This is a genomic window from Halovenus aranensis, assembly GCF_900100385.1.
GTDB lineage: Archaea > Halobacteriota > Halobacteria > Halobacteriales > Haloarculaceae > Halovenus > Halovenus aranensis.
Window position 1 is genome coordinate 72,487 of record NZ_FNFC01000004.1, and the last position, 25,531, is coordinate 98,017.

The window sequence follows — 25,531 nt, forward strand, 5'->3', positions numbered from 1 at the left end:
CGCTACTCGTCGCTGTAGATTTCGTCGACTCTGTCCTGATACGCTTCGAGAATTGTTCGGCGTTTCTTTTTCATCGAGGGCGTCAGCAGGTCGTTCTCTGGCGTCCACTCCTCTGGGACCAGCGCGAACTTCTTTATTTGTTCGTGTTCGCTGAACTGCTCGTTCCCTCGGGCGATTGTCTCCTGTACCCAGGAGACGACGCGGTCGTCGTTTGCCAGTTTCTCGGGGTCGTCTGGCAGGGCAATGTCGTTCGATTCTGCCCACGAACGGAGGCGCTCGAAGTTCGGAACCACGAGCGCACCGACGAATTTCCGGTTGTCGCCGAGGACCATTATCTGCTCGATGCGGTCCTCGGTCGCAAACACGTCTTCGAGGGGCTGTGGGGCGACATTTTTGCCTGTGTCCAGCACGAATACCTGCTTGATGCGGTCGTGAAAAACGAGAAAACCCTCGGGCGTTCGCTCTACTAGGTCGCCCGTCCTGAACCAGTCACCGCTGGCCGTTAGCTCACCGGGGGCGACGACCTGGTCGCTCTCCTCGAAGGGGTCTTCCGTGAACGACCGCTCGGTAGCCCCCGGCTTGTTCCAGTATCCGCTGGTGACGTTGTCTCCACGGACCAGTAACTCGCCGACGAGTGAGTCGCTGCGTTCGAGTTCCTCTTCGAGTTCGGCCGACTGGTCGATAGCAACGTCGATACCCTCCAGCGGGACACCCAGCGTCCCAGGACGGATATCGTCGGGTGAGTTTACCGAGATGACCGGTGACGTTTCAGTCAGTCCGTACCCTTCGAGGATAGTGATGCCCATACCATTGAATATCTGACAGAGGTCTTTGCTGAGGCTCCCGCCCCCAGAGACCATGAGTTCGATATTGCCGCCGAGGTTCTCTTTGACATCACTGTAGACTAGCCTATCGGCGAGTCCGTGTTTGAGCCTGAGCAACGCTCCGGGGTCGTCGGCTATCTGGTACTCCTTTGCCACGTCGAGTGCCCAGTTGAATATCCGCTGTTTGACCGCCCCACCGGAGCCTTCGCTTGCCTGCTCGCGCATGCTGTCGAAGATACGCTCGTACACTCGCGGAACACTGCCGCCTGCGGTTGGTTTGAGTCGGAAGATGTCGTCGGCGATAGTGTCGGTACTCTCGGCGTAGCCGACCGACGCGCCCGACCCGAACATCAGGAAATGGCCGGCGAGGCGCTCGAAAACGTGTGCGAGCGGGAGAAAGGAAATAGCCGTCGTATGGTCGTCGATTGAAAGGCGGTCGGGTTCTGCGTCACGGGGACCGATTCGTCGTCGAATCTGGTGTACGTTCGATCGAAAGTTCCAGTGTGTCAGTCGTACGCCCTTTGGCTTTCCTGTTGTCCCCGAGGTGTATATCAGGCTCGCGAGGTCTTCAGGGTGTGTCTCGTCGAGCCACTCGTCGTAGGTCTCTTTCTCGAAGTTCTCGGCTCCCAGCTCGTGGACATCCGCAAGCGTGTATAGTGACTCCCGGTCGTAGCTCTCGGTCGGTTCGTCGATGAGAACGATAGTCTCCAGGTCGAGACTCTCCTCGACCTCGAAGAAGCGGTCGAGGAGCTGCTCGTTTTCGACGACGACTGCTGAAGCCTCGGGGTCAGAGAGGAGGTACTCGACCTGTTGTGGCGAAGAATCAGTGTAAACTGTCGTGATAACACAACCCGCAGCGAGCAATCCGAAGTCAGCCTGCGCCCACTCCATTCGCGTGTTCGAAAAGAGGCCGACCCTGTCTTCGGCCCCCAAGCCGAGCTCTCGGAACCCGGTTGCGAGGTTCCTGACGATATCGCGCATCTCCCGGTACGAAATCGTCGCAAATTCGTCGTCAGAGGCGGCTGGAAGAACACCGCTCTCGACCAGTGACCGGTCGTATACACCACCTTTATACAGCTGTGCGTCGCTGTCGAGTTGTCGCTTGGCACTTCGCTCGAACAACTCCGGAATCGTTCCGTACCGTTCTAACTCGTCGTCGTATGCCCGCTCTCGTGTCAGCCACTCGGGCTCCTGTTGTTTGCTCATTTGAATGCTCCCTGTGTGGTTACTTGTTACACAGGACGTTCATAAAAAAGACCGGTGAACCCCGAACAATTGGCTCCCAGTTCAAAGCACACCCATCCAGCAGTTGATACGTGCTCTACCCCGTGAGTACTATCTCAGACACAGCCGACACGAGCCGTTCTGTACTCGGTATGCAGCAGACAGGTCAACTACTGAATACTGGCGGGTCGCTTGTTCGCCGAACTATATTCCGACTGGTATCTCTCAGACGATACATACCAGGCTTTGTCTCTCCTCTCGTCAGGAACTGCGTTGGACATCACGCGAGTGAGAACTCACCCATTTGCTGATACGTTCGGGCTCGGAGAGAAACAGAATCGATGCCCGGCCCTGCTCGTCGACCATCGGCACTGTGCCGTCAGTCAATTCGAGCGTGACACTCCCGGCGTCCAGCCACGCTGGACTGTGAAACAGCCCTCTTTTGACGGCGACGCCCTCGATAGTCTCGTACGGAATCGACCACTGTGGCTCATCGAGACGCCTGTCGTATGCGATGATAGCCGACTCGTAGAACCGATACTCAATCTTGCCAAACGCCAACTCCATGTGGAGCGTACCCAGCAGCCAGACGACAACAGCGAAGACGGCCACACCGACGAGTAGAATCTGGAACCCGACCGAGCCGGTCACAGCGGCGAGGGCTCCTGGGACTAACACGAACAGCAGGTACACTCGGAGATGCAAGCCAGCATCACTAAACTGTCCGTCGACGACTCCCCCCGTCGTGAGGACATTGACAGCCCCTGCCGCGAGCGCCGACCCTGACACCGGCTGTGCGGTTTCGAGTGGTTTTCCCTCCGGTACCAGCGGTTGCGTCGGCGCCGACGTGGGTTGGCTGTCCGGCAGTACAGCGTTGACTCGACTGAACAACTCGGGTTTGGCCGAGCGCGGACGTGACACGTACACGGCGTAGATGAGGCGAGCTACGACCACCCCGAATACAAGAGAGACTACCGCCTCTCTCATCTCTGGCTCTGTGAGCGCGGCGGTAGTAATATCAGTGACGAGATACAGCAATGGCGCGTACAACAGCACGAGCAGTTGCCTCTTTGTGGCGACGAGCCCTGAGCCACGGCCATTGACACTGTTGTCGGTGTAGACCAGCCACGATTTTGCCGCTGTTGCGACCCCACCGCCCACGAGTACGAGCGGCGTCATCGGGTCGGTCCAGAACCGTGCCGGGGCGCTCACAGTGAGGACAACAGCCGTGCTGAGGGCTGAAACAGCCAGTATGCTCGTGCTGAACAACACTGTTGGCAGACTCCGCAAATATACGGGCGGCAGACGCTCGGAAACAGTCAGTGTTCCGCGCTTGTCCTCGAGTAACCGGAACTGTGGGAGCGCTCTGGGTGGTTGCAGGACTGGTGTCTCAGCCTCGACGAGGTGTCGCATTATCGCCCGGACAGTCACGAATGCAAGGTCGAGCCAGTAGATGACGGCAACAGCTACCAGCGAGCCTGCACCGTATACGGGAACCGTAGCTACTACCACAGCCTCGACACAGAGTGTCGCGAGAAGTATCCGCCAGCGCCAGCCCATAAAAAGGTTACCTGCCTGAGAGTGATTTAGTCCGCTGATTCGTGGCTGTCACATCCACCACGATGTCCATCTTACACAAAAATTTAGCACGACTGTTTCCACGACAGAGTGTCCGGTCGGGGCTATCGTGTTAGTCTTCAAGGGCGTCCGCGATGCGGTCCAGCGAGCGGCGCACGTCGTGTACTTCGTCGCGCAGCTTTCGAATCTCGCGAATCATCTCCTCGTCGTCACCGCCGGATTCCTGGCCGCGGCCGGGAGCACCGCCCATCGGACCGCCTGCACCGCCGCCCGGGCCGCCGCCCATCATGCCGCCCATCATCTGTGCGAAGGGGTTGCCGCCCATGCCGCCACCGCCGCCCATCATTCCCTCGGGTGGCTCGGGCCGCCCTTCTCCGTCTTCGTCCTCACGTTCGGCACGCTGCTCTCGAATCTCCTCGACGCGCTCTCGGAAGGACTTCTCCTCTTCCTCGCCGTCTCCCTGTTCCTCACTGACTTCGTTTTCCTCAGTATCTTCGGCCATACGACCGGTTTTTGGGTCACGCCCGAAAAGCCTTCCGTCCCAGTACAGTTGCGCCGCCACGCTGGACGGTATCCGCAGGGCGATCAGGGACCGGCCTGTGACTCCTCGAAGGTCCGGTCGGCCTCGACCAGATACTCGGCGATATTGCCCACGAACACGTCGTTATCGGCACGCAGTGTGTTCTCCGGGGTCATGAACTGCGTGTCGCCGATGAGGGCGACGTTACCGTTGCGGACAAGGACCGGTTTCTCGGTCTCGGCTCTGGTGACCGACAGTTCGGTTCCGTCAATCGGTGCAAGACGCTCGTCGACGGTCGCTGCCTGAACCGGCGTCGCGCTGTCGAAGACGACTCTCTCGACATCGGCAGTCAGCATCGCATCACCGCCGGGTTCGGCAAAGATACGCTGGTAGTTCAGGTCGTTCTCTTCGAGGTTGTAGACGTAGCCTGGCTCGGTGTATGCGTCGAGTGTACTGTACGCCTCAGAGAGACCCCCGCTGAACGCAAACCCCTGACCGGGGTCGACAGCCATCACCACTCTGCCGCCGCTCTCGACGAAGTCGCCGATTGCGTCGAGTTGCTCGTCTTCGTATGTGTTGACACCGACGCTGATGAACCCGTGGGCAGTTTCCAGTGCCGAACTCAGTTCGGACTGGCTACCCCGGACCTGTGTGGTCCGCTGGCTAACTCTCTCCACATTGGAGAAGCCAGCGACTGGTCCCGGTCCGCCCGTGAAGCCACTGGAGATGACAGTGACGTTGTGGCCGTTCCCCACGAGTGCATTCACCAGCGGCGTAACCGAACGCTTGGTGGCGGTTCCGCCCATATGGACCACGACGTTGCGCTCGGTCGCGTCACTGTCCATATCGACAGTCGCCGTGCCGGGCGTTCCGTCACTGCCCAGACGGTCAGCGTCGTACTGCGGATTGTCGACCTCGACGTGCTCTGGTGCGACGTTCGACTCGGAATCTTCTCCAATGGTGAACCCGACGACCACACCGCCAGCCACCACGGTAGCGAACACCACGATGAACGACAGGACGCCCGCGGTTCTGGCTTTCATGGCTGTTCACCCTCTTTCTCGTCACTTACCGCCTGTGAAACGACATCATCGAGGCTTGGCGATGCGACTGCTTCGAGTTCGCTGAGGTGTGGGATTGCTGGTTTGTACACCATCGCAGTATCGACCGGTCGGATGTCCGCGACCGACGGATTCTCGTCGTAGATAGCGACGATTCCGTGTTCGGTCTGGGCGAAAATCGGGAGGACGTTGAGTCCACCGACGTTGCGCTCGGCGATACGATACTCGTCGAGACCCGCACTCTCTGCAGCGTCGTCGATTGCGTCGTCGAGCGAGCCAAGTTTGTCGGCATAGCCGTTTTCGACGCTGTTGACGCCGAGAAACAGCTTCGCAGTCGAGACCTCTGCGCGGCTGAGCTCGATGCGGTCGCCGCGTTGCTCCATGACGGTATCGATGAAGATGTTACCGAGCGTCTCCTGTCGAGCCCAGGCCTGAATGACGTTCGAACCGCGCTTGTCTGGGCCACTCGGCCCGCGGACTGGCGGCTGTGGCCGCGGTGCGCTGGCAGCGAGTCCGACACTCCCAACCTGTGACGACGGTAATACGTAGATGTCCTCGGCGGGGAGCATCATGTAATACCCAGCGGACGCACTCAACCCCTGGACGCTTGCGATGACAGGCATCTCCTTGCTGGTGCGCTGTATCGCCATGTACATTCGTTCGGTCGGCTGTGGAGAGCCGCCGGGCGTGTTCATCTTCAGCACCACCGCGTCGATGGAGTCGTTGGCCCGGATATCCCGGAGCTCGCTCTCTAAGTTCTCACCAATCGGTTCTGCAATCGGCCCCTCAATCGAGACGACTGCGACGGTTCCGTCGGCACTCGACCCGCCAGCAACGCCGAAGACCAGCGTCAAGACGACGATGCCGGCGAGGACGGCGGCGACCGCCGCCACCAGTACGACCGGGAACTGGCGCGGCGAGCCTGTCGACGGACGACCCTCGGGTGCGTTCTCGGAGGGCTGAGCCGCAGGGGAGTCATTTCCCTCGGCCGAATCTTCCGAACTCATTCCAGACGGTGGTTCGGAGAGACACTATTTATAAGTTGGTAGCAAGCCAGTTTCGCTCGCCAGACGGATTCGAACCCCTTTTTGCGCGAACTACCCATTCACGGCATAATGGAGACACTCATCGTCGGCGCCGGTGCGATGGGTCAGTGGGTCGGTGCCACACTCACAGACCCAACGGCGTCAGTGAGCCCGCCGGGGTCGGCGGCGTCTTGCACCGTCAGCTACTACGACCAGGACCCCGCGGCCGCAGAGCAGGCCGCATCTGCGACGGGCACGCGGGCCGTCACCACACCTGACGAGAGCTACGACCTCGTGTGTATCGCAGTGCCGATACCGGCGGCCGCGACGGCTATCGCGGCACACGCCTCGCGGGCGCAGGCGGCCGCAATCGACCTCACTGGAACCATGACTGAGCCGGTGGACGCGCTGGCCCAACACGCCGCGGGCGTCGAGCGGGCGAGCTTCCATCCGCTCTTCTCGCCGGACAACGAACCCGGGAACGTCCCCGTCGTCGTCGACGCGGACGGACCGACCGTGGCGTTCGTCCGGGACCGGCTCACCGAGCGCGACAACGAGGTGTTCGAGACGACTGCCGCCGAACACGACGAGGCGATGGAGACGGTACAGAGCCAGGCACACGCTGCAATCCTGGCCTACGCACTCGCGGGGGAGTCGGCCCCGGACCGGTTTCAGACGACGGTCTCCCGGCAACTGGACTCACTCGTCGAGCAGGTCACGGGCGGCGAGTCTCGCGTCTACGCCGACATACAGGCGGCGTTCGACGGAGCCGACGAAGTGGCAGACGCGGCCGCAAGCATCGCAGATGCCGACCGAGAGACGTTCGAGAAGCTGTACGACCAGATAAGATGAACGAAAACCAACGAGAGGCAGTCAGAGACAACGCGAAGTACCTGCGAGGAGTGCGCCCGGTTGACCCTGAAGAAATCTACGAGTACGTCGAGGGGACGCCCCATCCCGCCGCGGTGAAACAGGTGCTTCGCGAGCAGGCACCGTCACTCGGCCTCGTCGAGCGCGACGACGGCATGTTCGAACCGGTCGACGACGAGCCGGTGTCGGTTCCGTTCCACGGCGTCGACTCGCTTCCCGACACGCTGACACGGGCAGTCGAGAACTGTCTGGTCGAGCGGTTCGGCGCAGGCTGGCCCGACGGCGACTCCGGCGCGACACTTCGCTCGAAGATACGAGATTTCAAGCGGCGGTATCTCTCTGGTGCGCCCGTCACGTACGACGAGGAGACCGCACTCGGATACGCGATTTATCACCTCCCGGCGTATTTCGCCGCCGTCCAGTACGTCCTGTCTGACCTCGCCGAGGATGGTCGCGTCTCGACACATCTTCGCGTCCTCGATATTGGTGCCGGCGTCGGTGGTCCCGCGCTCGGACTGGACGAGTTCATGCCATCGGAGTCGCTGGTCGACTACCACGCTGTCGAGCCGAGCGAGGCCGTTACGGTGCTTCGACCACTTCTCGAAACGACAGGCGAGAACTTCCATACAGCCGTTCATGAACAGCAGGTCGAATCCTTCGACGCCGACGAACGCTTCGACCTGATTCTGTTCGGAAACGTTCTCTCCGAGCTTGCAGAGCCGAGCGAAACCGTCCAGACGGCGCTGGAGTGGCTCGCCTCCGACGGGACGGTGGCACTGCTCGCCCCTGCGGACAGAAACACCGCAATACAGCTCAGGAAAGTCGAGCGACGAGTCGAGGATGAGACAGACACGACAGTGTATGCCCCGACAGTCAGGCTGTGGCCCGGCGAGTCGCCAGAGGGCGAGTCCTGGTCGTTCCGGTCTCACCCCGAGATTTCGGTTCCCAGCTTCCAGCGCCAATTGGACGAAGGCGAGCGCACACCGGACGAGCGGTCGCCCGACCGAGACCGGCCCGGCTCCGGCGAGTTCGTCAACGCCGACGTTCAGTACGCTTACTCTCTCCTGAGACGTGACGGCGAGTCGGCAGTCGCCGTGCGTCCTGACAGGAGTCAGGTGGCGAAACTCGGCGAGACAGAGCGCCACGTAACCGACCGCATCGATTGTCTGGTGCTCAAACTGAGCCACGACCTCGCTGAGGGGGGCCACCCGCTGTTCCTTGTCGGCGACGGCAGCCAGAAAATCGACCACTTCGCCGTCTTGACGAAGGAGACGGCGCTAAACGCCGACCTTCAGACCGCCGCGTACGGTGAGCCACTTTTTATCGAGAACGTCCTCGTCCTGTGGAACGACGACGAGCAGGCGTACAACCTGGTCGTCGACGAGGAGACAATCATCGACCGGATTCCGGAGTAACGGCGAATACCGGGCCGGTATCGACCCCGGAACGAGTCTGGCTATTTAACAACAGCTTTTTTAGACTCAGTTGGCCTACCGGAGACATGGACAAACTCAGTGACTCGTTGCTCGATGCGCCGATTATCGAGAAAGACGGCTACCATTACTTCGTCCATCCAGTAAGCGACGGCGTTCCGATGCTAGAACCGGGGCTTCTGCGCGAGATTGTCGTCCGTATCGTTCGCAAGGCCGACCTCGTCAACGTGGACAAAATAATTGCCCCTGAGGCGATGGGCATCCACATCTCGACGGCAGTCTCGCTCGCGACTGACATTCCGCTCGTCGTCGTTCGCAAACGGCAGTACGGCCTCGAAGGCGAGGTCCCCATCTCGCAGGTCACCGGCTACTCGGAAAACGAGATGTACATCAACCGCGTCTCGGAAGGCGACCGCGTGCTCGTGTTAGACGACGTACTCTCGACGGGCGGGACGCTGTCTGCGCTCCTGACAGCACTTGAGGGGCTCGGTGCAGAGGTCGTCGACACCGTGGCAGTAATCAAGAAAGTTGGCGGCGAGAACAAGGTCGAAGACGACGGGTTCGACGTGAAAACACTGGTCAACGTCGACGTGGTCGACGGTGAGGTCGTCATTGTCGACCCGGAAGGGGATGGGTGATGGACGAAGTAGACCACCTCCTCTCGTCGCTCGAAGACCACCTCCGCGCGGCGACCGAGAAGTCGACTGCACGTGACGTCGAGTCGGCCCTCGACGACGCGAAGACCACCGTCTCGGAACTTGCAGACGCCGGCCAGAGCCAGGAAGACCTCGCCCAGGACATCGACGACCTCCTCGACCGTCTCGACGAGATTGGCACCGACGACATCGAACAGCCGGAAGTCGAGAAACACATCGACGCAGCGCGACGGGCGGCCAGACGGGTCCGAGACCGGTAACGGCTCTCTCGGCCGTCGACGAGACTGCTAGTTTAAACGACGTACCCATCAGGTATTTGACCGCCACTGTCGTAAATCGAGGTATCCATGAGTCCTCTCATGGCATCAACATCATCATTCTCCTTCACAGGAGGGGTCACACATGCAATCTTCAGCGAAATACCTTATTCACGCGACAGTACGGACGAGCGGGGTGGTCGAACGAAGTGATGTCGTCGGCGCAATTTTCGGCCAGACAGAAGGACTTCTCGGGGACGACCTCGATTTGCGAGAGCTACAGGAGTCCTCGAAGCTCGGCCGCATCGACGTCGATATCGATTCAGAAGGGGGCCGGTCGGTCGGCCAGGTGACGATTTCGAGCGGGCTCGACAGAGTCGAGACGGCAGTGCTGGCGGCCGCTCTCGAAACCATGGACCGCGTCGGTCCGTGCCGGGCCGAGTGTACCGTCACGTCTATCGAAGACGCCAGGGCGGCAAAGCGCCGCGAACTCGTCGAGCGGGCGACGGAGTTGCTCACGACCCTCGAGGACACCACGGTAACGAGCGACGAAATCGTTCAGGAGGTCCGAAAACAGGCCCGCGTCGAAGAGATAACCGAGTACAGGGGGTTGCCGGCCGGCCCGCGGGCTGCAAGCAGTGACGCCATCATCGTCGTCGAGGGGCGAGCGGACGTTCGTCGCCTGCTCAAGTACGGAATCAGAAACGCTATCGCGGTCGAGGGGACCGATATTCCGGCCGAGATAGCAGAGTTGACTCGCGACCGAAATACGACGGCGTTTCTCGACGGCGACCGCGGCGGTGACCTGATACTCCGTGAACTCCAACAGGTGGGACAACTCGACTACGTCGCGTTCGCGCCCACAGACCAGTCTGTCGAAGACCTCGGCAGAACCGCTATCCAGTCTGCACTTCGGCGAAAGGTCCCGCTCGAACAGGTGACGGACGGACAGACAGCGCGTGAGGCTTTCGGTCCGACTGCGACCGAGCCGGATGTCATCGAGGATGCCGCCATAGACACCGAGGCCATCCCAGACGAGCAGCCGGCTGAGACACCCACTGTCACGGATGCAGAGGAACCGGCCGAGGCGGCCGATGACTCCCCGGATGTCGAGCCATCCCCGGAGACAACTGCCGAACAGACAGAGACTGCCGACGAGGCAGAGCCAGCAGCGCCGACAACGCTTGTCGGACACGTCGAAGCTGTCATCGACGCCGAGACAGATTCGATTAGATTCCTCGACGACGAGTTCGATACTGTCGAGCAGGCCGACGCTGAAGAGGCCTTCGACGCACTCGCGGCGGCTGACACCGTGCCGTCGTCACTCGTCATCGACGGGACTCTCACACAGCGGTTGCTCGACCTCGCCGCACAGCGCGGCGTCGGCCAGATAATCGCGGCCGAGACCGGCGAGTTCGTTAAACAGCCGACCGACGTGCGGGTCCGAACGGCCGCCGACCTGAAAACCGGCGCGTAGCTTCCCCACGAATAAGTAGGCTCCGGCCACCGGTCTAGGTATGAAACTCACGTTTCTTGGCACCGGGAGCGCGATGCCGACTGGACAGCGCCTCCAGACTGGATTACTACTCGAAGACGGCGACGAGGCGCTGCTCGTCGACTGTGGGAGCGGCGTCTTGCACGGGCTCGCGACGACCGAAGTAGGGTACGAGGGCGTCGAGACGGTGCTGCTGACACACCACCACCTCGACCACGTCTCAGACCTGCTGGTTCTGATAAAGGCCAGATGGCTCGCTGGCGAGGAGGGGCTAGAAATCGTCGGGCCGCCCGGAACCGAGGAGATGGTGACGGGGTTGCTCGACGTTCACGAGTACATGCAGGACCGTCTCGACCTCCAGATTCGGGAACTCGAACCCGCAGAGACACCGACGACAGTGGCCGGATTCGACGTGTCGGCGATGTGGACCCGGCACTCGATGTCGTGTCTGGCATACCGCTTCGAGCGCGGTGATGGCCCCGCTTTCGTCTTCAGCGCCGACAGCGAGGCGTTCGAGGAGTTAGCCGAGTTCGCCGACGGCGCTGCGCTTCTCGTCCACGACTGCTCGTTTCCCGACGAAGTCGATGTCTCGAACCATCCGACACCGACACAGCTCGGGCGCACGCTTGCGTCAGCAGACAGCGAACTCGGCCGCGTCTACCTGACACATCTCTATCCACACACCGAGGGAAACCACGACGAGATGCTCGAGGCGCTCGGTGACCACTACGACGGGTCGGTCAGGTTCGCCGAGGACGGCATGACCGTCGACGTCTCCTGACCCGTCACGCGAGGTCGAGCGTGATACGGAAGTCGGCACCGCCCCGGTCGCTCTCTGTGACGGTGATACTGCCGCCGTAGGACTCGACGAGCGTCTTCGCGAGACCGAGACCGAATCCGGTACCATCGCTGTCGGGCCCTTTTTTGCCCATCTCGAAGATGTCTTCGACCATCCCCGTGGCGATGCCAGTGCCATCGTCTGCGATACCGATGACGACCGTATCCGGGGTCGGTTCCTCGGCGTAGAGCCTGACGGTTACTGGGCCGGTGTTATGAACGGCCGCATTCGAGAGAATGTTGGTGAAAACTGAGTCGATGAGGTCACCCGCGTACGCTCTGTATTCGAAGGCGTCGGAGTCGTACTCGACCGAGAGCGACCCGTATTTTGTCTCGACGTCGTCGACGACCTCGGTGAGAATCGGCCGGATTTCACGCGGCTCCGCCTGGCCCTGCTCCCGAATGGTCCGGACCGTCTCACCAACGGTATCGATGAGTTCGGCGGCGCTGTTCGAGGTGCTGAAAATCTTGTCGGCGTACTCCTGTGCCTGGTCGCCCTCGTCGAGGATGTCGACCAGCGCATCCGAGAAGCCGGTGATGACCTGCAGGTCGTTACCGAGGTCGTGTCGCAGCAGGCGCTCGTAGACCTCTATCATCTCCTTTCGCTTTGCGAGGTCGTTTCGCGCCCGTTCGAGTCGCTCGCGCGAGCGGATGTTGACGATAGCTGTCGCGACGTGTTCCGCCAAGTAGTCCACCGGCTTGACGTGGTGTTTCTGGACCGTCTCCAGCCCGTCCCACTGGACGAGTAACACAGCACCGGAGTCACCGACTTCATCTGAGTACACCGTCGGTGCGGCGAGTGTGACGCTCCCGTCGTGACTGCCCGCCTCCGCCGGGGTGAGGCGTGTCATCGCCTCGCTGTCGTAGGCCACTTCTACGTCTTCTCCCGCACAGAGCATGAGCTGCTCGTCTTCGTAGGCACGCTCTGTGAGGACGCCCGGGTCGTCGCCTGTATCGACACCGGCAATCATGCTTTCGAGCACCCGCAACCCGTCGCCGCGAATCTCGACGACTGCAGGAGATGGGTATCCCTCGATGACGTGTGGCACCGCTTCGAGGGTAATCATCGCCACCTCCTCGACGGAGTCGAGGTTGTAGATTTCCCGACTGTACTTGACAATCTGCCCGGCAGTCTTGATTGTCTTTTCTTCGGTGTCGGGCCGGCCTGCTGTATCTTCCTGTCCCATTATTTCTCCGTATCTTCCCTGATATCGTATGTCGGAGACCACACAAAAAACCGTTTCGCCCGCTATTCGATGCGATATCGGAGCAGTGCTGCGATACCGCCGAGATTTGCGAGCTGCTGGCCGGGGTCGAACTCGCTGGAGAAGACGGTCACGTCGCCGCCTTTCTGCTCTGTCGTCTCGATGACTGCGTCGACATCTATCTCCCAGTCGCCCTCGCCGGTCCGCTCGGTCCGCAGGTCAGAGTCGAGGACGAGCAGTTCCTCGATTGCGCCGAACTCGGCGGCCTCGGCGACCTGGCTGGGGCCGTAGGCAATCCTGTTACCCTCGGCGATGCGTTCCATGAGCTCGTCGATAAGGGCCGACTCGTCGGCGATGCGTGTCTGTTGTTGAACCTCCTCGACCGCACCGCGTTTGAGTACCTCGTGGACGCCCCGGTCCCCGACACTGCTGGTATCAACAGTCGTGACCGCTTCTGCGACTGCCGGTGCGTTCTCCTCGATGTGTTCGAGCGCGTCCTGCTTGGTAAAGCCCGGTCCTGCGAGGATAACGGCGTCGACGTCCATCCGTTTCAACACTGCTGTCAGCTCCTCGAACAGCTCTGCTCGCGGCCGGGCGTAGTCTCCCTTACCTGTTGGCCCCGTAATCGAGGCCCGCTCTTCTGTCCCGAACTGCTCGACAGTGTGGACGTGAGCCTCACCCTCGCCGACGGTTGCGACGGTTACGTCGGGGCTGTCTGTCGCCTCGACGGCTTCCTCGATGCGCTCGCGCTGGTCTGGCTTCCAGTGTTTCTCGACTTCGATTTCGTCGTGTTCCTCGACGTTGACCGTGTGATGGAGGCCAAGCTGGTCTTCCCGGGAACAGTCCTCGATGACCCCGCTCACGCGCAGACGGTTCGCAAACCGGGCGAACTCCACGTCGTCGACACAGAGTTCGACCCACAGGTGTTCGCGCTCGCCGCCAGTGTCCCGTAGCTGGTCGTCGTTGCGCTGGATGCGCCGTGTCGTGTCCCCGGCGACGCGGTCGTCTGGCTCGATGACGTGCGAGATGTGCCAGAGGTCGTCGACAGTCTCGGGGACGAGCGTGTACCGCTCTTTGCCGCCCTCGACCTGATACCGGTCGGCGATTCGCATACCGGTCACTCCGTCCCGGTCAGATAAGTGCGTGCTGATGTGGCCCGAATCGCTCAAGTTCGTTCCGTCCCTGACTATCCGACGATGACCGACGACCCGACCGCCGACGAGGCGATTGCCGCGCTGCGAGCGGACGACACACTCGAACCGTACATCCGCGAACACGGGACAGTCGCCATCAGTCCCGCCGACGACCTCTATCAGCGGCTGGTCGTCTCGTTGCTTCGCCAGCAGGTGTCGATAGATGCGGCCGATGCTGTTCGCGACCGCCTGTTCGAGCAGTTCGAGGTGACGCCCGAGGCGATTGCGGCCACGAAGCCGGACCGCCTCACCGACGTCGGACTGTCGAGTGCGAAAGCCGAGTACGCCAGGGCCGCCGCCGAGGCGTTCAGAGACCGGGAATACACCCTGGAGTCGTTCGAAGGTCTCGACGACGAGGCCGTAATAGATGAACTGACGACGATACGCGGCGTCGGTCCCTGGACAGCGAAGATGTTCTTGCTCTATGGGCTGGGTCGGACAGATGTCTTCCCTGTCGAAGACCTGGGCATCCGCAGAGGAATGGAAATCGTCTGCGGGCCGGAGCTGACTCGCGGCGAGATGGTCGAACGGGCACAGGAGTGGGCACCGTATCGCTCGTATGCGTCACTGTACCTCTGGCGGGCCTACGAGGGGTAGTCACTAGCTTGATACCGCCAGCCGACGAATACCAACACAGATGAGCCGCTACGAGACGGTTATCGAGGATGACACCATCTACGTCGGCTCTCCTGACGGGCTCATCGAGGTCGGGGAAACCGACGCGGCGCTCGCAGTGGTAGGCGGTCATTCCTGGGAGATTACGTACTCACAGGACCTGACACAGCGCCACCCGGAACTTGACACATCAGACGAGGGACTCATCGTCGACGTGGTCGACATCATGCACACGATGACTCACTCCCGGCGGTTCGTGGAGACGCTTGCCGCCCAGCCAGTCGAAGCGACCGACGGCGACGAGGTCTCGCCGCGGCTCGGCCTGTTCGTCGGAAAGCTCCTCGAAGACCTCGAAACAGGGGTCTCCTGACCTACAACAGCGTCTCGACGGCATCGACGACATCCGCAGCGACATCGGCCTCCGGCCTGCTGGCGTCGAGGCGGACGAACCGTTCTGGCTCCTCGGCGATGAGTCGTTCGTAGTTCTCCTGGACTGTTTCGAGGTGGCTGACGGTCTCGAATTTGTTGGTTGCGCCGCTTCGCTCTGCGGCCGTCTCGGGGTCGATATCCAAATAGAGTGTCGCGTCTGGTGAGCGGGTCCAGGGCTCGTGAATCTCTCTGACAAAGCCCATCGCGTCCTCGAAGCGGTCGGACAACGTCGCGCCCTGGTAGGCGTACCGAGAGTCCGAGTAGCGGTCAGAGACAACGGGCGTACCAGCCGACAGCGCCGGCTCGATGGTGTTCGTCACGTGGTCGGCGTGGTCAGCGGTGTAGAGAAACAGCTCCGCCAGCGAGTCGGCGTCGTCGTCGTCGATAGACCGACGGACTGCTTCGCCGTACCACGAATGTGTCGGCTCGCGCGTGAAGACGGTATCGTCGGGCAGAGAGGCGGCCGACCTGAGGGCCTCGATACAGGTCGTCTTGCCGCTCCCGTCCAGACCTTCAAGCGTCACCAGCATACTCGCAGGTCGTGTGGGGTCTATGTAAACGCGCCGATGCAGTCGAGCCGAGATGACAAACATTCATCTCTCGGCGGTCCCCACGTCCGCGTATGAGTGGAGTACTCGACCACACGATGATGCGCGTCAGCGACCTGGAAGCGTCAGTCGATTGGTACGCCTCGAACCTCGAATACGAGGAGAAAGACCGGTTCGACGGCGACGGCTTCACCATCGTTTACATGGGTCCCGAAGAGATGCACGAGAACGCGGCGATGCTCGAACTCACCAGCAACGCGGGCGAGGACGACCTGGAGGTGGGCGACGCCTGGGGCCACATCGCCGTCCGCGTCGAGGACGTCCACGACGCCTACTACGAACTGATGGACAGAGGTGTCGAGGACTACCGCCGGCCCGAAGACAACCCCGGCTACGCATTCGTCAAAGACCCCGATGGCCACGAAATCGAAATCGTCGAGCGCGACTTCGGCGCGCGCTGGAGCATCGACCACACGATGATTCGCGTCGAGGACGCCGACGAGGCGCTTGGCTACTGGACGCGAAAATTCGAGTACGTCGAGACCGGCCGCTGGGAGGCCGACTCCTTTGCAAACTACTTCATGCGACCCGAAGACGCCGCGAAAGAGGCGATGGCGCTCGAACTCACCTACAACTACGACGGGCGGAGCTACACCATGGGCGACGCCTGGGGGCACCTCTGTGTCCGCGTCGACGACCTCGCCGAGGACTGGGACAAACTCCAGACCCGCGAGGCCCCGGACTACCGTGACCCCGAGTCCTGTGACGACCTCTACGCGTTCACGAAAGACCCGGACGGCCACGAAATCGAACTCATCGAGCGCGACCCCGACGCTGACTCGCTGTTTCCCTTCTGATTACTCGGTCTGGGGGAGTGACCTGGCCGCGAGCACGAACAAAACTGCGGCGAACAGACAGAGAACCCCCAGGTCGAAATACGGATTCGACGCCGGGAATTGTGCCAGAATAACTCCCTCTTCCATTGTTCCGTCGTACGTGACGGCCCTGAGACCGCGCGTGAGATAGGTCATCGGCGACAGTTCAAGCGGGAGCCAGCCCGGCAGCATCTCGCTCGAAACGAACGCCTCAGAGAGGAACAACAACGGCACCGCCAGCCCGTTACTGGCCGCGATAACGCCGTCACGTGAGTCTGAGAAGCTCCCGAGCATCGCGCCGACCGCACAGAACAGTGCGGTGCCAACGACGACGAAGGGGACGACCAGCCAGAGCTCCGCCGTCAGCACAATCGAGGCGCTGGTGCCGGCAACGAGCAAGCCGAGCAACAGGAACGACGCCAGCCCGATGACAGTGGTGTTGACGACGGTCTGAGCGAGCAGCCACTCCCAGCGCCTGAGCGGCGTCGTGGCGAGTTTCTCGAACTGGCTCCCGTCGCGCTGGCGACTCACTTCACTACCCACTCGCGAGAGGGGCGTAAAGAGGACGACGACCGCGATGTAGCCGGCGATATACCAGCTCGGCGGCTCGGCGAAGAGACCGCCGCCGCCGGATTGGGTCTGGACGAGGACGCCAAAGATAACGACAATTATTGCTGGGAAGAAGAACGTGAAAAACACGGCCGTCCGCCGACGGAGAAAGCTGTGCCAGCCCGCTCGCGTCGCCGCCGTGATGCGGCTCGTGCGACTCATTGGCTCGTCACCTCCGCGGCCGCCGCCTCGACGGAACGTCGCTCGGTGACGTTCTGGTCCGTGAGTTCGAGATAGACGTCTTCGAGGTCGGGGTCAGTCCAGGTCAGGGAATCCACCGTAGCGCCGGCCGCTTCAGCCTCTGTGACAATCCGGCCGATATCCTCCGGCGGGACGTTCCGGAGTGTGAGCTGCCCGTCCGCGAGCGAACACTCATACTCGACCCGTCCCGTAACGTCGTCCTCGAACTCTCCGTCGATATACAGCAGGCTATCGCCGCCGTAGGTCTCGATGAGTGCCGACGGCGTATCCAGAGCGACGAGTTCACCGTTAGCTAACAGCCCGACACGGTCAGCCAGTTCTTCGGCCTCTTCCATATAGTGTGTCGTGATGAAGATAGTCGTCCCGTCGGCGGCCAGCTCTTCGAGGAGCTGCCAGAGCTGTCGCCGGCCCGCTGGGTCGATACCGGTCGTCGGTTCGTCGACGACGAGCAGTTCTGGGTCGTTGACCAGCGCCGTGGCGACGCAGGTCCGGCGCTGTTGTCCCCCTGAAAGGTTCTCGTAGTAGGTGTCTGCGTTCGCTTCCATCCCGACGGCTTCGAGCAAGGCATCTGCCGGCTCGGGGTCGTCGTAGAGGCCGCCGAAATACGCCAGCAACTCTCGCGCCGTGAGCCGCTCGGGCGGGTCGAAATCCTGCGGGAGGAGACCGATACGCTCGCCATCTACCGACTGTGGCGATGTGCCAAACAGCTCGACGTGCCCGTCAACCTCGGTCGTACCGGTCAGCGCCCGGACGAGCGTGGTCTTTCCAGCCCCGTTCGGGCCGACCAGACCGAAGATTTCCCCCTCTGATACGTCGAGAGAGACGCCGTCGAGGGCGACAGTGTCGCCGTACCTCCGAGAGACATCGTCTGCGACGAGGACAGCCATATCTGACCGTTCGTACGGGTGCCAAAAGGTGATTCGATTGTCTGGCGTTAGACGGCCGAACGAACGTCCCGGGCAATTTCGTCGACGTCGAACTCGTCGTCTTCCTTGTCGAAGACCGTCTCGCCGTCGACGTGTACTGTGAAGACACCGTGGTCACCCATGACCAGTGAGAGTTCCTCCAGTTCTCCCTCGACGGCGTTGAGGATTGCTTCCTGAACGTCAAGCGCGCGGTCTCTGAATCCACACGGAACGCAGTACTCGATGGTAACCTCTGACATGACAGGCGTCAGTTGCCACGGCACAGCAAACAATGTTGTGTCTCGTTACGACTCCATCGGTGTCGAACACCGCATACAGAGGACGCTATCGCCGACCCAGTTGACATCCGTCGCGTCGCAGGCGGGACAGGTGTAGGTCGCGTTGTTGTACTCGGTCGTGCCACGCGGTGCGGCGAGATATCCGTCGTCGACGGCCGACTCGACTAACGTCGGGAAGCGCTGTCGCTTCAGCTTCGCCCTGTGTGCGAGAAACTGGCCCGGTGACGAGGGGTCACCGCCGTGGAGGTCATCCCACGTTATCGGAATTTCGCCGTTTGCCGTGCTCCGGGCGACCTGCTGGAGCACTGTCGTCGCCGCCTGAAACAGCGGCGTTGTCGACCGGAACTGTGGGTCCTCTGTCGCTCGTCCCGCCTCGCGGTATGCCTCGACTGCCTCGGCGTATGTGTCTGCCGTCTCGCCGAGGTCTCCTGCCGTGTGGGCGTCTGCGACCAGTTCCAGCAGACAGGCCTGCTGGGCTGGATGGTCGAGAACTGCCCGGAAGTCTGTGGCGACAGCGCGCGCTTCGGTCGCGCGGTCGGTCGCCCGCATCGCGTTACCGGCGACACGATAACAGAGCGCGCTCGTCACCAGATGGCCGAGTCCTTTACCGACCCAGCCTTTTGAGTCAGCCACAAAGGGGTCCCGTTCTGGTCGCGGCTCCGCGAGTATCTGCCACCCAGCGCGTGCGTATTGGTCGCCCGCAGTTTCGTATTCGCGGGCCGCAAGGGAAGCAACAGCCTCGTCGTAGACGTCTGTCGTACTCATGTCTCATAGTCGGTGTCCTGCAACACAAGTGTTCCCGTTCAGGGCCGACGCTACAGCGCCATCGCGTCGACAACAATAGCGATGAGGAACAGTCCGAGATAGGCGTTCGAGGCATGGAAGGCCTTGAACGCGGCCGCCTCGGTCTGCTCGCGGTGGAGCCTGACAACCATCGCCAGGAAGACAGTGCCGACGATAACTGTCGTGGCAGCGGTTAGCCAGCCCAGGTCCGCCACCCAGATGAGCATGCTCCCGACGGCGAGGGTCGCTCCAAGCCAGAAGAGGATGTGTTTGCGAGTGGTCGTCTCGCCGCGGACGACCGGCATCATCGGGAAGCCGCCGCGCTCGTAGTCGTCTCTGTAGGCGAGCGCGAGGTTATAGAAGTGCGAGGGGGTCCAAACGAAGATGAGACCAGCCAACAACAGCGCCGCTACGTCGATGCGGCCGGTGACGGCGGTCCAGCCGATGAGCGCCGGTAACGAGCCCGCCGCGCCGCCAAGCACCGTGTTCTGGACTGTATTTGGTTTCAGGATGAGCGTGTAGACGATGCTGTAAAACAGGATTGCGACCAGGCCAAGCGCCGCCGCGAGCACGTTCGTCTGCAGGAAGACGAATACAGAGAGTCCTGTCAGAAGGAAGCCGAACGCGAGCGCGTTGCGCTCGGGGACCTGGTGCGTCGCCAGCGGCCGGTCGTTCGTCCGCGACATCCGCTTGTCGCGGTCGCGTTCGAGCACGTGATTGAACGTCCCGCTCGCGCCGATAGAGAGAACGCCACCGCCGAGCGTGTAGACGATAGTCGGAACGTCAACTGACCAGCCGCTTGCGGCAGCCAGCGCTATCGCCGCGGCGGCGACGAGTGAGAGCAGCCACATGAGCCGTGGCTTCATCAGCCGGAAGTACGCGAACGCCCGCTCCCGGAGGCGAACACTCAGGGAGCGCTGGGTGAGCGGTGTCACCGGCTCCTCGGAAGTGTCGTCGTCTTCGATCGGGGCCGGTTCGAGGTCCTCGGTCGGGATACCGGCCTCGCTGTCGCCAGTCTCGGATTCGAGATGCCAGGCCAGCGAGAGCAACAGTGTGCCGAAGATAGCGATGCCGACAAGCAGGTGTAGTCCGGGCGCGAACGCCAGCGAGGGCGATGTCGCCATGAACGCGCCGACAGCGACCTGGGCGGGGTACAAGATGAGTGCGAGTGCCGCCGTCGCCCGCGTGCGCCGGTCACCACCTGATTTGAGTATCGCGACGCCCGCAATCAACACGATAAATCCGACAACACCCGCGAGTATCCGGTGGCCGAGGGCGACTGCGACCGCCGGGTCGGTGAGAGCGCCGCTACAGGCCGGCCACGTCGAACAGGCTGCTGCGGCGTCCGCGAGTGACGCCGTTGCACCCACGACGACCAGCACGTAGACACCGACGACAGCCATCGAAAGCCATCCCGTCGGTGTCGGCGGCCCAGACGGTACGAGAGACGAAAATCGTGACGAGAGCCCACCAGTAGCCATTGCTAGCTACTTCGGGAGGAACTACTTATGCGGTGCGTTTTTTCCCGGTGAGTTGGAACGGATACCGCCGTCTAGTTGCTCGGTAACAGCTGTCACGAGCGCGGGCACAGCGGTGTCGTCCACCCGGCCACCGTCGACGCGCGCGGCGACTGAGCCGTGGCCCTCGGCACGTACCTGTACCGTGCTATCGGTGGCTTCGGCAACCAACTGGCCCCCAGGGCCGTCTGTCACGACGACCGCCTCTGCGGCTCGGGCGTTTGTTAGCGCATCATCGAGTGCCTCGCCGGGCTGTCGGAACGCGGGGGCTGTCGTCACCTCGATATAGAGCTGGTCACACAGCGAGACGACCGCGTCCCCTGCGGGGACTGGGCCGGCGGTCACGTCGAACCCGGCCTTCCAAAGTGACCTCACCGCCTCGACTCCCGGCTCGCCGCCTCCAGCGACGTGTACGTGGCTGTCGCGGTCGGGACGGTCCGACAGCGCGGCGACGGTCGGAGTGCCAGTCACAGGGTTGCGAGTCACGGCGGTCTCGGTCTCGAATGCGTCGGCCAGTTGGCTGTCTCGGAGCACCGTCTCAGGTGGTCCTTGTGCGGCGATAGTCCCGTCGTGCAAAAGCACCAGCCTGTCACAGAAGCGGGCCGCCAAATCGAGGTCGTGAATCGCGGCGAGTGCCGCCCGACCTTCCTCGACCAAGTCCGCGACGAGATTCAGCACGCGCACCTGATGGTTGATATCGAGACTCGCCGTCGGCTCGTCCAGCAGGAGTGCGTCCGGTTCCTGGGCGAGTGCGCGAGCGAGCAGGACCCGCTGGCGTTCGCCGCCACTGAGGTCGTCGACCCGGCGGTCCCGGAGGTGGGTCGTCTCCGTCCGTTCGAGTGCCGCCTCGACCGGGTCACCGTCGTCAGACCAGTCCAGACGGGACCGGTGTGGGGTCCGACCCATCTCGATTATCTCTTCTGCGCGGAACGAGAAGCCGACGTGCGTGTCCTGTGGCACAGTCGCCAGCCGACGGCTGACGGCGCGCGAGGAGAGCTCGGACAGTGGGTCACCGTCGAGAGTAACCTCTCCCTCGTCTGGGTCGAGCAGGCCGTTAATGACCCTGAGCAGCGTCGTCTTGCCTGCACCGTTCGGACCGACCAGAGCGACGAACTCACCGGGGTCGACGCGCAGGTCGATATCTTCGAGCACCGATACCTCCCCGAACGTCCGGGCGGCGCTGTCGACGCGAATCACAGAGAATGCACCTCGCGTTGCCGGAGCAAAAAGAGAAAGAAGGGCGCGCCGACCGCAGCAGTGACGATACCGACCGGCACCTCGGCTGGACCGGCACGAGCGACTGTGTCAGCGAGCACGAGGAAGGTCGCGCCGGCGAGCGCGCTCGTTGGGATGAGAATCCGGTGGTCGGGACCGACGATGAGACGCATCACGTGTGGGACCACCAGACCGACGAAGCCGATTGGGCCGGCGACGGCAACGCCGGCGGCCGTAATCACGGCCGAGCCGCCGAGCAGTATCCGTTTCGTCCACTCGACATCGATACCCAGCGCGTGTGCGTCTTCCTCGCCGAGCAACATCACGTTCAGGTCTCGGGCGTAGGCGAGCAGTGCCACGAACAGGAGTACTGTCAGCGGGAGCGTTATCTCGACTTCGCTCCACTGGCTGTTACTCAGATGGCCCATGAGCCAGACGACGACCTGCTCCATGCTGTTGCCTGACTGCAAGAGCATATACGAAATGGCCGCGCCGAGGAACGTCTGGATAGCTACCCCCGCGAGCAACAGCGTTGCCACCGGCGTTCGACCGTTCTCTGTTGCGATGACGTAGACGGCGAAGGCGGTGACGATCGCACTGGCAAACGCCGCGGCCTGGAGCGGTGCCGACAGCGAGAAGGCGATGACTGCGACCGCGCCGACCGCTGCGCCCGAGGAGACGCCGATTATCGAGGGGTCGGCCATCGGATTCCTGAAAAAGCCCTGCATGACGGTCCCAGCCGTCGAGAGGCCGAAGCCGACGACGGCTCCCAGAACGATTCGCGGGAGCCGAAGGCGGCCCACAATCAACTGTTCGGTCTCGGGAACGTCGAACGAGAAAAGGCCGGTGTAAGATACGTCGACGCTGGGGACCGGAACCGAGAGACCGGCCAGAGCGGCGTCACTGAGGCCGACCGAGAGGCCTGCAGGGACCGCAACCGTGTTCAGTGTCGCGCGTGCAACCGTCGGCACGTCGACCCTGACAGGACCCAGACCGGCACTCACCAGAATCGTCGCGCACAACAGTGCGAACAGGCCACCGGACCAGACGACCGCTCGCGTCGCGACTCGCATTACTCGCAAGTGGATTTGCTTTAGATAAATATTTGTTGCATAGACACCGAGGGCGAGATATGCATCGAACAGATGTGTTTGTGTTGGTGGCTGTCGTCGCAGGCCTGGTACTGGCCGGCGGCGTCGTCGCCGCAGATAGCGGACCAGAGACGAGTACAACGACACAGCTATCCTGTGAGTTCCCACAGGAGGTCGAAGACGGCGGGGGTGAGACGGTCACGGTCGAACAAGAGCCAGAGGACGTGGTCGTCCTCGCGCCGAACAACGCCCAGCACATGTGGGAGATTGGGGCCAAAGACAAAGTCGTCGGGATGCCGGTGAATCAGTTCACCTCCTACCTCAACGGGAGCGAGGAGCGGACGAACGTCGTCGACGAGCGGGGCTTCCCCGTCACAGAAGAGGTCGTTAACCTCGAACCAGACCTCGTCATCGCGGCAGATATCATCTCTGAGGACACTGTCACACAGCTCCGTAATGCCGGCCTCACGGTCTACCAGTCACCGCTGTTGACTGGTGTCGAGGACATGCTGAGCGAGGTCGAGCGGGTCGGCCAGCTCGTCGGCGAGTGTGAGGGCGCGTCCGAGACCGTCGAGGAGACACGCCAGCGCATGAGCGAGATTGCAAACGCCGTCGCCGACGAGGAGGCTCCCACGGTCTACTACGACCTTGGGTTCCCGTTTACGGTCGGTGAGGGGACACTCGAAAACGAACTCATCACGATGGCCGGCGGCGACAACATCGCCAGCGAGGCCGGCGAGAGCTACTTCCAGATTAGCGAGGAAGTCGTCGCAACGAACGACCCCGAGTGGCTCGTCTTGCGGCAGGGCGCACCGATTCCGGACGTGACGGCAATCCAGGAGTCGACCGCGGTGCAGGAAGACCAGATTATCCGTGTCAATCCGAACTACATCAGCCAACACGGCCCCCGTAACGTGATTCCGCTGCGGCAGATGGCCGAGGCGTTCCACCCAGACGCGATGGCAGAGCTGGACGCCACGCCGACACCGACACCGACGGCGACGCCCACTGCGTCGCCAACTGCGACCGCAACTGAAGCGACGACCCCAGAGCCAACGGCGACCGAGACGCCGATGGAGTCGGCTACAGCCACGATGACGCCGACAGAAAGCGGTGACGCGGACGGCGACGGTGCCGGATTTGCCGTCGTCAGCGCGGTGATGGCACTACTGACGGTCTCGCTGTTCGCCCGCTACCGACGCTAACCGCATAGCGGTGTCTACTTTTTTCTGGACACCGATGGCACGTCTATGCACACGTTCGAGGACGTGACACCAGGCGAAACCCGGGAGTTCGGTTCCTACGAGGTGACTCGCGAGGAGATTCGCTCGTTCGCCGAGCAGTACGACCCACAGCCGTTTCACCTCGGTGACGACCACCACGCCAGCTACGAGTCGGTCATCGCGAGCGGCTGGCACACCGCCGCGATGACGATGCGGATGCTGGTCGAAGAGTACCTCAACGAGGCGAAGACGCTCGGCTCACCAGGGCTTGAGAGCCTCCAGTGGCGGACACCAGTGACGCCCGGTGACACGCTGTCGGTCCGGTTGACCTTCGGCGAGACGGAACCGTGGGACGACTCCCGCGGACTGGTGACCCAAGAGATAGAGACCCTCAACCAAGACGGTGAGGCGGTGATGCAGATGGATGCACAGGTGCTGTACAGCCGTGACAACGCGTAGTAACAGCCCCGACGGCATCTGTCGCAATCACCCGGACGCTTCGAAATCCTTTTACGCGAAATAGTGCCAACGTAAAGTAAGACTATGGAGATCACGATACTGGACGAAGACGAGAATCCGATGTTGCACAGGAAAGACGTTCACTTCGAGATGACCCACGAAGAGGCCACGCCAGAGCGGCTCTCGGTTCGGGACTCGCTGGCGGCAAAGATGAACAAAGACTCGAAAGAGGTCGTCGTCCGCGAACTCGACACCAAGTTCGGGATGCGCAAGACGCTGGGCCAGGCGAAGGTTTACGAGTCCCCGGACGTGGCCCGCGACGTCGAACAGGACCACATGCTCGACCGGAACAAAATCGACAGCGAGGAGACCGAGGCGGACGCTGAGGAGGCATAAGATGGCACACTACGAACTGTACGACGACGACGGCAGCACCGACCACGAACAGTGTCAGCGATGTGGCGACTCCTTCCTCGCGGACCACGGCGACCGGCTCCACTGTGGCAAGTGTGGCTACATGGAGTGGGCCTGACGGAGGTATCGTCTCGTTTCCTGACTGCACGTACCGATAGCTAGCTGTGCAG

General features: G+C 62.1%; 28 protein-coding genes. 13 read left to right on the plus strand and 15 right to left on the minus strand.

The annotated features are described in order from the left end of the window. Positions 1 to 2: 2 nt before the first annotated feature. From BLR34_RS05140 to BLR34_RS05160, 5 genes are all read right to left on the minus strand, one after another. Positions 3 to 2,030: an AMP-dependent synthetase/ligase gene (locus BLR34_RS05140; protein ID WP_092700130.1), complete on the minus strand. Its 2,028-nt coding sequence runs from the start codon at positions 2,028 to 2,030 to the stop codon at positions 3 to 5. 279 nt (positions 2,031 to 2,309) lie between these two features. Then, on the minus strand, positions 2,310 to 3,608 hold the full coding sequence (locus BLR34_RS05145) for a hypothetical protein (protein WP_092700132.1): 1,299 nt from the start codon (positions 3,606 to 3,608) through the stop codon (positions 2,310 to 2,312). Between the two features lie 130 nt (positions 3,609 to 3,738). Further along, on the minus strand, positions 3,739 to 4,128 hold the full coding sequence (locus BLR34_RS05150; protein ID WP_092700134.1) for a hypothetical protein: 390 nt from the start codon (positions 4,126 to 4,128) through the stop codon (positions 3,739 to 3,741). An 83-nt stretch (positions 4,129 to 4,211) separates the two neighbouring features. Continuing rightward, a complete protein-coding gene (locus tag BLR34_RS05155; RefSeq protein ID WP_092700136.1) occupies positions 4,212 to 5,189 on the minus strand; it encodes a DUF4350 domain-containing protein in 978 nt (325 codons plus the stop codon). Beyond that, positions 5,186 to 6,214 carry a S49 family peptidase gene (locus BLR34_RS05160; protein ID WP_092700138.1) on the minus strand — a complete coding sequence of 343 codons (1,029 nt, stop codon included), beginning with the start codon at positions 6,212 to 6,214 and terminating at the stop codon, positions 5,186 to 5,188. Before BLR34_RS05160 ends, BLR34_RS05155 begins: the two co-directional genes overlap by 4 nt. Positions 6,215 to 6,322: 108 nt before the next feature. Here BLR34_RS05160 and BLR34_RS05165 point away from each other — a divergent pair, with 108 nt between their 5' ends. From BLR34_RS05165 to BLR34_RS05190, 6 genes are all read left to right on the plus strand, one after another. Then, entirely contained in the window at positions 6,323 to 7,084 is a 762-nt protein-coding gene (locus BLR34_RS05165; RefSeq protein ID WP_092700140.1) for a prephenate dehydrogenase/arogenate dehydrogenase family protein, read from the plus strand. Further along, on the plus strand, positions 7,081 to 8,517 hold the full coding sequence (locus BLR34_RS05170) for a small ribosomal subunit Rsm22 family protein (protein ID WP_092700142.1): 1,437 nt from the start codon (positions 7,081 to 7,083) through the stop codon (positions 8,515 to 8,517). Before BLR34_RS05165 ends, BLR34_RS05170 begins: the two co-directional genes overlap by 4 nt. Before the next feature lie 86 nt (positions 8,518 to 8,603). Next, positions 8,604 to 9,173: a hypoxanthine/guanine phosphoribosyltransferase gene (hpt, locus tag BLR34_RS05175; protein WP_092700144.1), complete on the plus strand. Its 570-nt coding sequence runs from the start codon at positions 8,604 to 8,606 to the stop codon at positions 9,171 to 9,173. Continuing rightward, positions 9,173 to 9,451 (plus strand): hypothetical protein, encoded by a 279-nt coding sequence (locus BLR34_RS05180; protein ID WP_092700146.1) that lies wholly within the window; start codon positions 9,173 to 9,175, stop codon positions 9,449 to 9,451. Before hpt ends, BLR34_RS05180 begins: the two co-directional genes overlap by 1 nt. Positions 9,452 to 9,593: 142 nt before the next feature. After that, complete coding sequence (dnaG, locus tag BLR34_RS05185) at positions 9,594 to 10,925, plus strand: DNA primase DnaG (protein WP_092700148.1); 1,332 nt, start codon at positions 9,594 to 9,596, stop codon at positions 10,923 to 10,925. 40 nt (positions 10,926 to 10,965) lie between these two features. Beyond that, a complete protein-coding gene (locus BLR34_RS05190; RefSeq protein WP_092700150.1) occupies positions 10,966 to 11,724 on the plus strand; it encodes an MBL fold metallo-hydrolase in 759 nt (252 codons plus the stop codon). A 4-nt stretch (positions 11,725 to 11,728) separates the two neighbouring features. Here the strand turns inward: BLR34_RS05190 and BLR34_RS05195 are convergent, their stop codons facing one another. Both BLR34_RS05195 and BLR34_RS05200 read right to left on the minus strand, forming a co-directional pair. Continuing rightward, positions 11,729 to 12,967 carry a sensor histidine kinase gene (locus BLR34_RS05195; protein ID WP_092700152.1) on the minus strand — a complete coding sequence of 413 codons (1,239 nt, stop codon included), beginning with the start codon at positions 12,965 to 12,967 and terminating at the stop codon, positions 11,729 to 11,731. Positions 12,968 to 13,029: 62 nt separating this feature from the next. Next, positions 13,030 to 14,097, minus strand: coding sequence for an mRNA surveillance protein pelota (locus BLR34_RS05200; protein WP_092700154.1), 1,068 nt, complete (start codon positions 14,095 to 14,097; stop codon positions 13,030 to 13,032). Positions 14,098 to 14,181: 84 nt separating this feature from the next. Here BLR34_RS05200 and BLR34_RS05205 point away from each other — a divergent pair, with 84 nt between their 5' ends. Next, positions 14,182 to 14,775 carry a DNA-3-methyladenine glycosylase family protein gene (locus tag BLR34_RS05205; protein WP_092700156.1) on the plus strand — a complete coding sequence of 198 codons (594 nt, stop codon included), beginning with the start codon at positions 14,182 to 14,184 and terminating at the stop codon, positions 14,773 to 14,775. Between the two features lie 40 nt (positions 14,776 to 14,815). After that, complete coding sequence (locus tag BLR34_RS05210; RefSeq protein ID WP_092700158.1) at positions 14,816 to 15,163, plus strand: hypothetical protein; 348 nt, start codon at positions 14,816 to 14,818, stop codon at positions 15,161 to 15,163. 1 nt (position 15,164) lies between these two features. Here BLR34_RS05210 and tmk read toward each other — a convergent pair whose 3' ends face one another. Then, complete coding sequence (gene tmk / locus BLR34_RS05215) at positions 15,165 to 15,752, minus strand: dTMP kinase (RefSeq protein ID WP_092700160.1); 588 nt, start codon at positions 15,750 to 15,752, stop codon at positions 15,165 to 15,167. Positions 15,753 to 15,844: 92 nt separating this feature from the next. On the opposite strand from tmk, the gene BLR34_RS05220 reads away from it, so the two are divergent. Further along, entirely contained in the window at positions 15,845 to 16,627 is a 783-nt protein-coding gene (locus BLR34_RS05220; RefSeq protein ID WP_092700162.1) for a VOC family protein, read from the plus strand. Here the strand turns inward: BLR34_RS05220 and BLR34_RS05225 are convergent, their stop codons facing one another. The 7 genes from BLR34_RS05225 to btuC form a co-directional block, all read right to left on the minus strand. Next, positions 16,628 to 17,416 (minus strand): ABC transporter permease, encoded by a 789-nt coding sequence (locus BLR34_RS05225; protein WP_092700164.1) that lies wholly within the window; start codon positions 17,414 to 17,416, stop codon positions 16,628 to 16,630. It lies immediately after the preceding gene. After that, positions 17,413 to 18,342 carry an ABC transporter ATP-binding protein gene (locus tag BLR34_RS05230; RefSeq protein ID WP_092700166.1) on the minus strand — a complete coding sequence of 310 codons (930 nt, stop codon included), beginning with the start codon at positions 18,340 to 18,342 and terminating at the stop codon, positions 17,413 to 17,415. Before BLR34_RS05230 ends, BLR34_RS05225 begins: the two co-directional genes overlap by 4 nt. Positions 18,343 to 18,389: 47 nt before the next feature. After that, positions 18,390 to 18,620, minus strand: coding sequence for a SelT/SelW/SelH family protein (locus tag BLR34_RS05235; protein ID WP_092700168.1), 231 nt, complete (start codon positions 18,618 to 18,620; stop codon positions 18,390 to 18,392). 45 nt (positions 18,621 to 18,665) lie between these two features. Beyond that, entirely contained in the window at positions 18,666 to 19,424 is a 759-nt protein-coding gene (locus tag BLR34_RS05240) for a hypothetical protein (protein WP_092700170.1), read from the minus strand. 50 nt (positions 19,425 to 19,474) lie between these two features. Further along, a complete protein-coding gene (locus BLR34_RS05245) occupies positions 19,475 to 20,845 on the minus strand; it encodes a heme o synthase (protein WP_368086073.1) in 1,371 nt (456 codons plus the stop codon). A 99-nt stretch (positions 20,846 to 20,944) separates the two neighbouring features. Then, on the minus strand, positions 20,945 to 22,156 hold the full coding sequence (locus tag BLR34_RS05250; protein ID WP_092700174.1) for a heme ABC transporter ATP-binding protein: 1,212 nt from the start codon (positions 22,154 to 22,156) through the stop codon (positions 20,945 to 20,947). After that, a complete protein-coding gene (btuC, locus tag BLR34_RS05255) occupies positions 22,153 to 23,247 on the minus strand; it encodes a vitamin B12 ABC transporter permease BtuC (RefSeq protein WP_092700176.1) in 1,095 nt (364 codons plus the stop codon). Before btuC ends, BLR34_RS05250 begins: the two co-directional genes overlap by 4 nt. 59 nt (positions 23,248 to 23,306) lie before the next feature. On the opposite strand from btuC, the gene BLR34_RS05260 reads away from it, so the two are divergent. The 4 genes from BLR34_RS05260 (at position 23,307) to BLR34_RS05275 (ending at position 25,479) form a co-directional block, all read left to right on the plus strand. After that, positions 23,307 to 24,470, plus strand: coding sequence for a PGF-CTERM-anchored ABC transporter substrate-binding protein (locus BLR34_RS05260; RefSeq protein WP_092700178.1), 1,164 nt, complete (start codon positions 23,307 to 23,309; stop codon positions 24,468 to 24,470). Positions 24,471 to 24,515: 45 nt separating this feature from the next. Continuing rightward, complete coding sequence (locus BLR34_RS05265) at positions 24,516 to 24,947, plus strand: MaoC/PaaZ C-terminal domain-containing protein (RefSeq protein WP_092700180.1); 432 nt, start codon at positions 24,516 to 24,518, stop codon at positions 24,945 to 24,947. Positions 24,948 to 25,031: 84 nt separating this feature from the next. Further along, positions 25,032 to 25,343 (plus strand): 30S ribosomal protein S24e, encoded by a 312-nt coding sequence (locus tag BLR34_RS05270; RefSeq protein WP_092700182.1) that lies wholly within the window; start codon positions 25,032 to 25,034, stop codon positions 25,341 to 25,343. A gap of 1 nt (position 25,344) precedes the next feature. Beyond that, on the plus strand, positions 25,345 to 25,479 hold the full coding sequence (locus BLR34_RS05275) for a 30S ribosomal protein S27ae (RefSeq protein ID WP_092700184.1): 135 nt from the start codon (positions 25,345 to 25,347) through the stop codon (positions 25,477 to 25,479). The last annotated feature ends 52 nt before the right edge of the window (positions 25,480 to 25,531 follow it).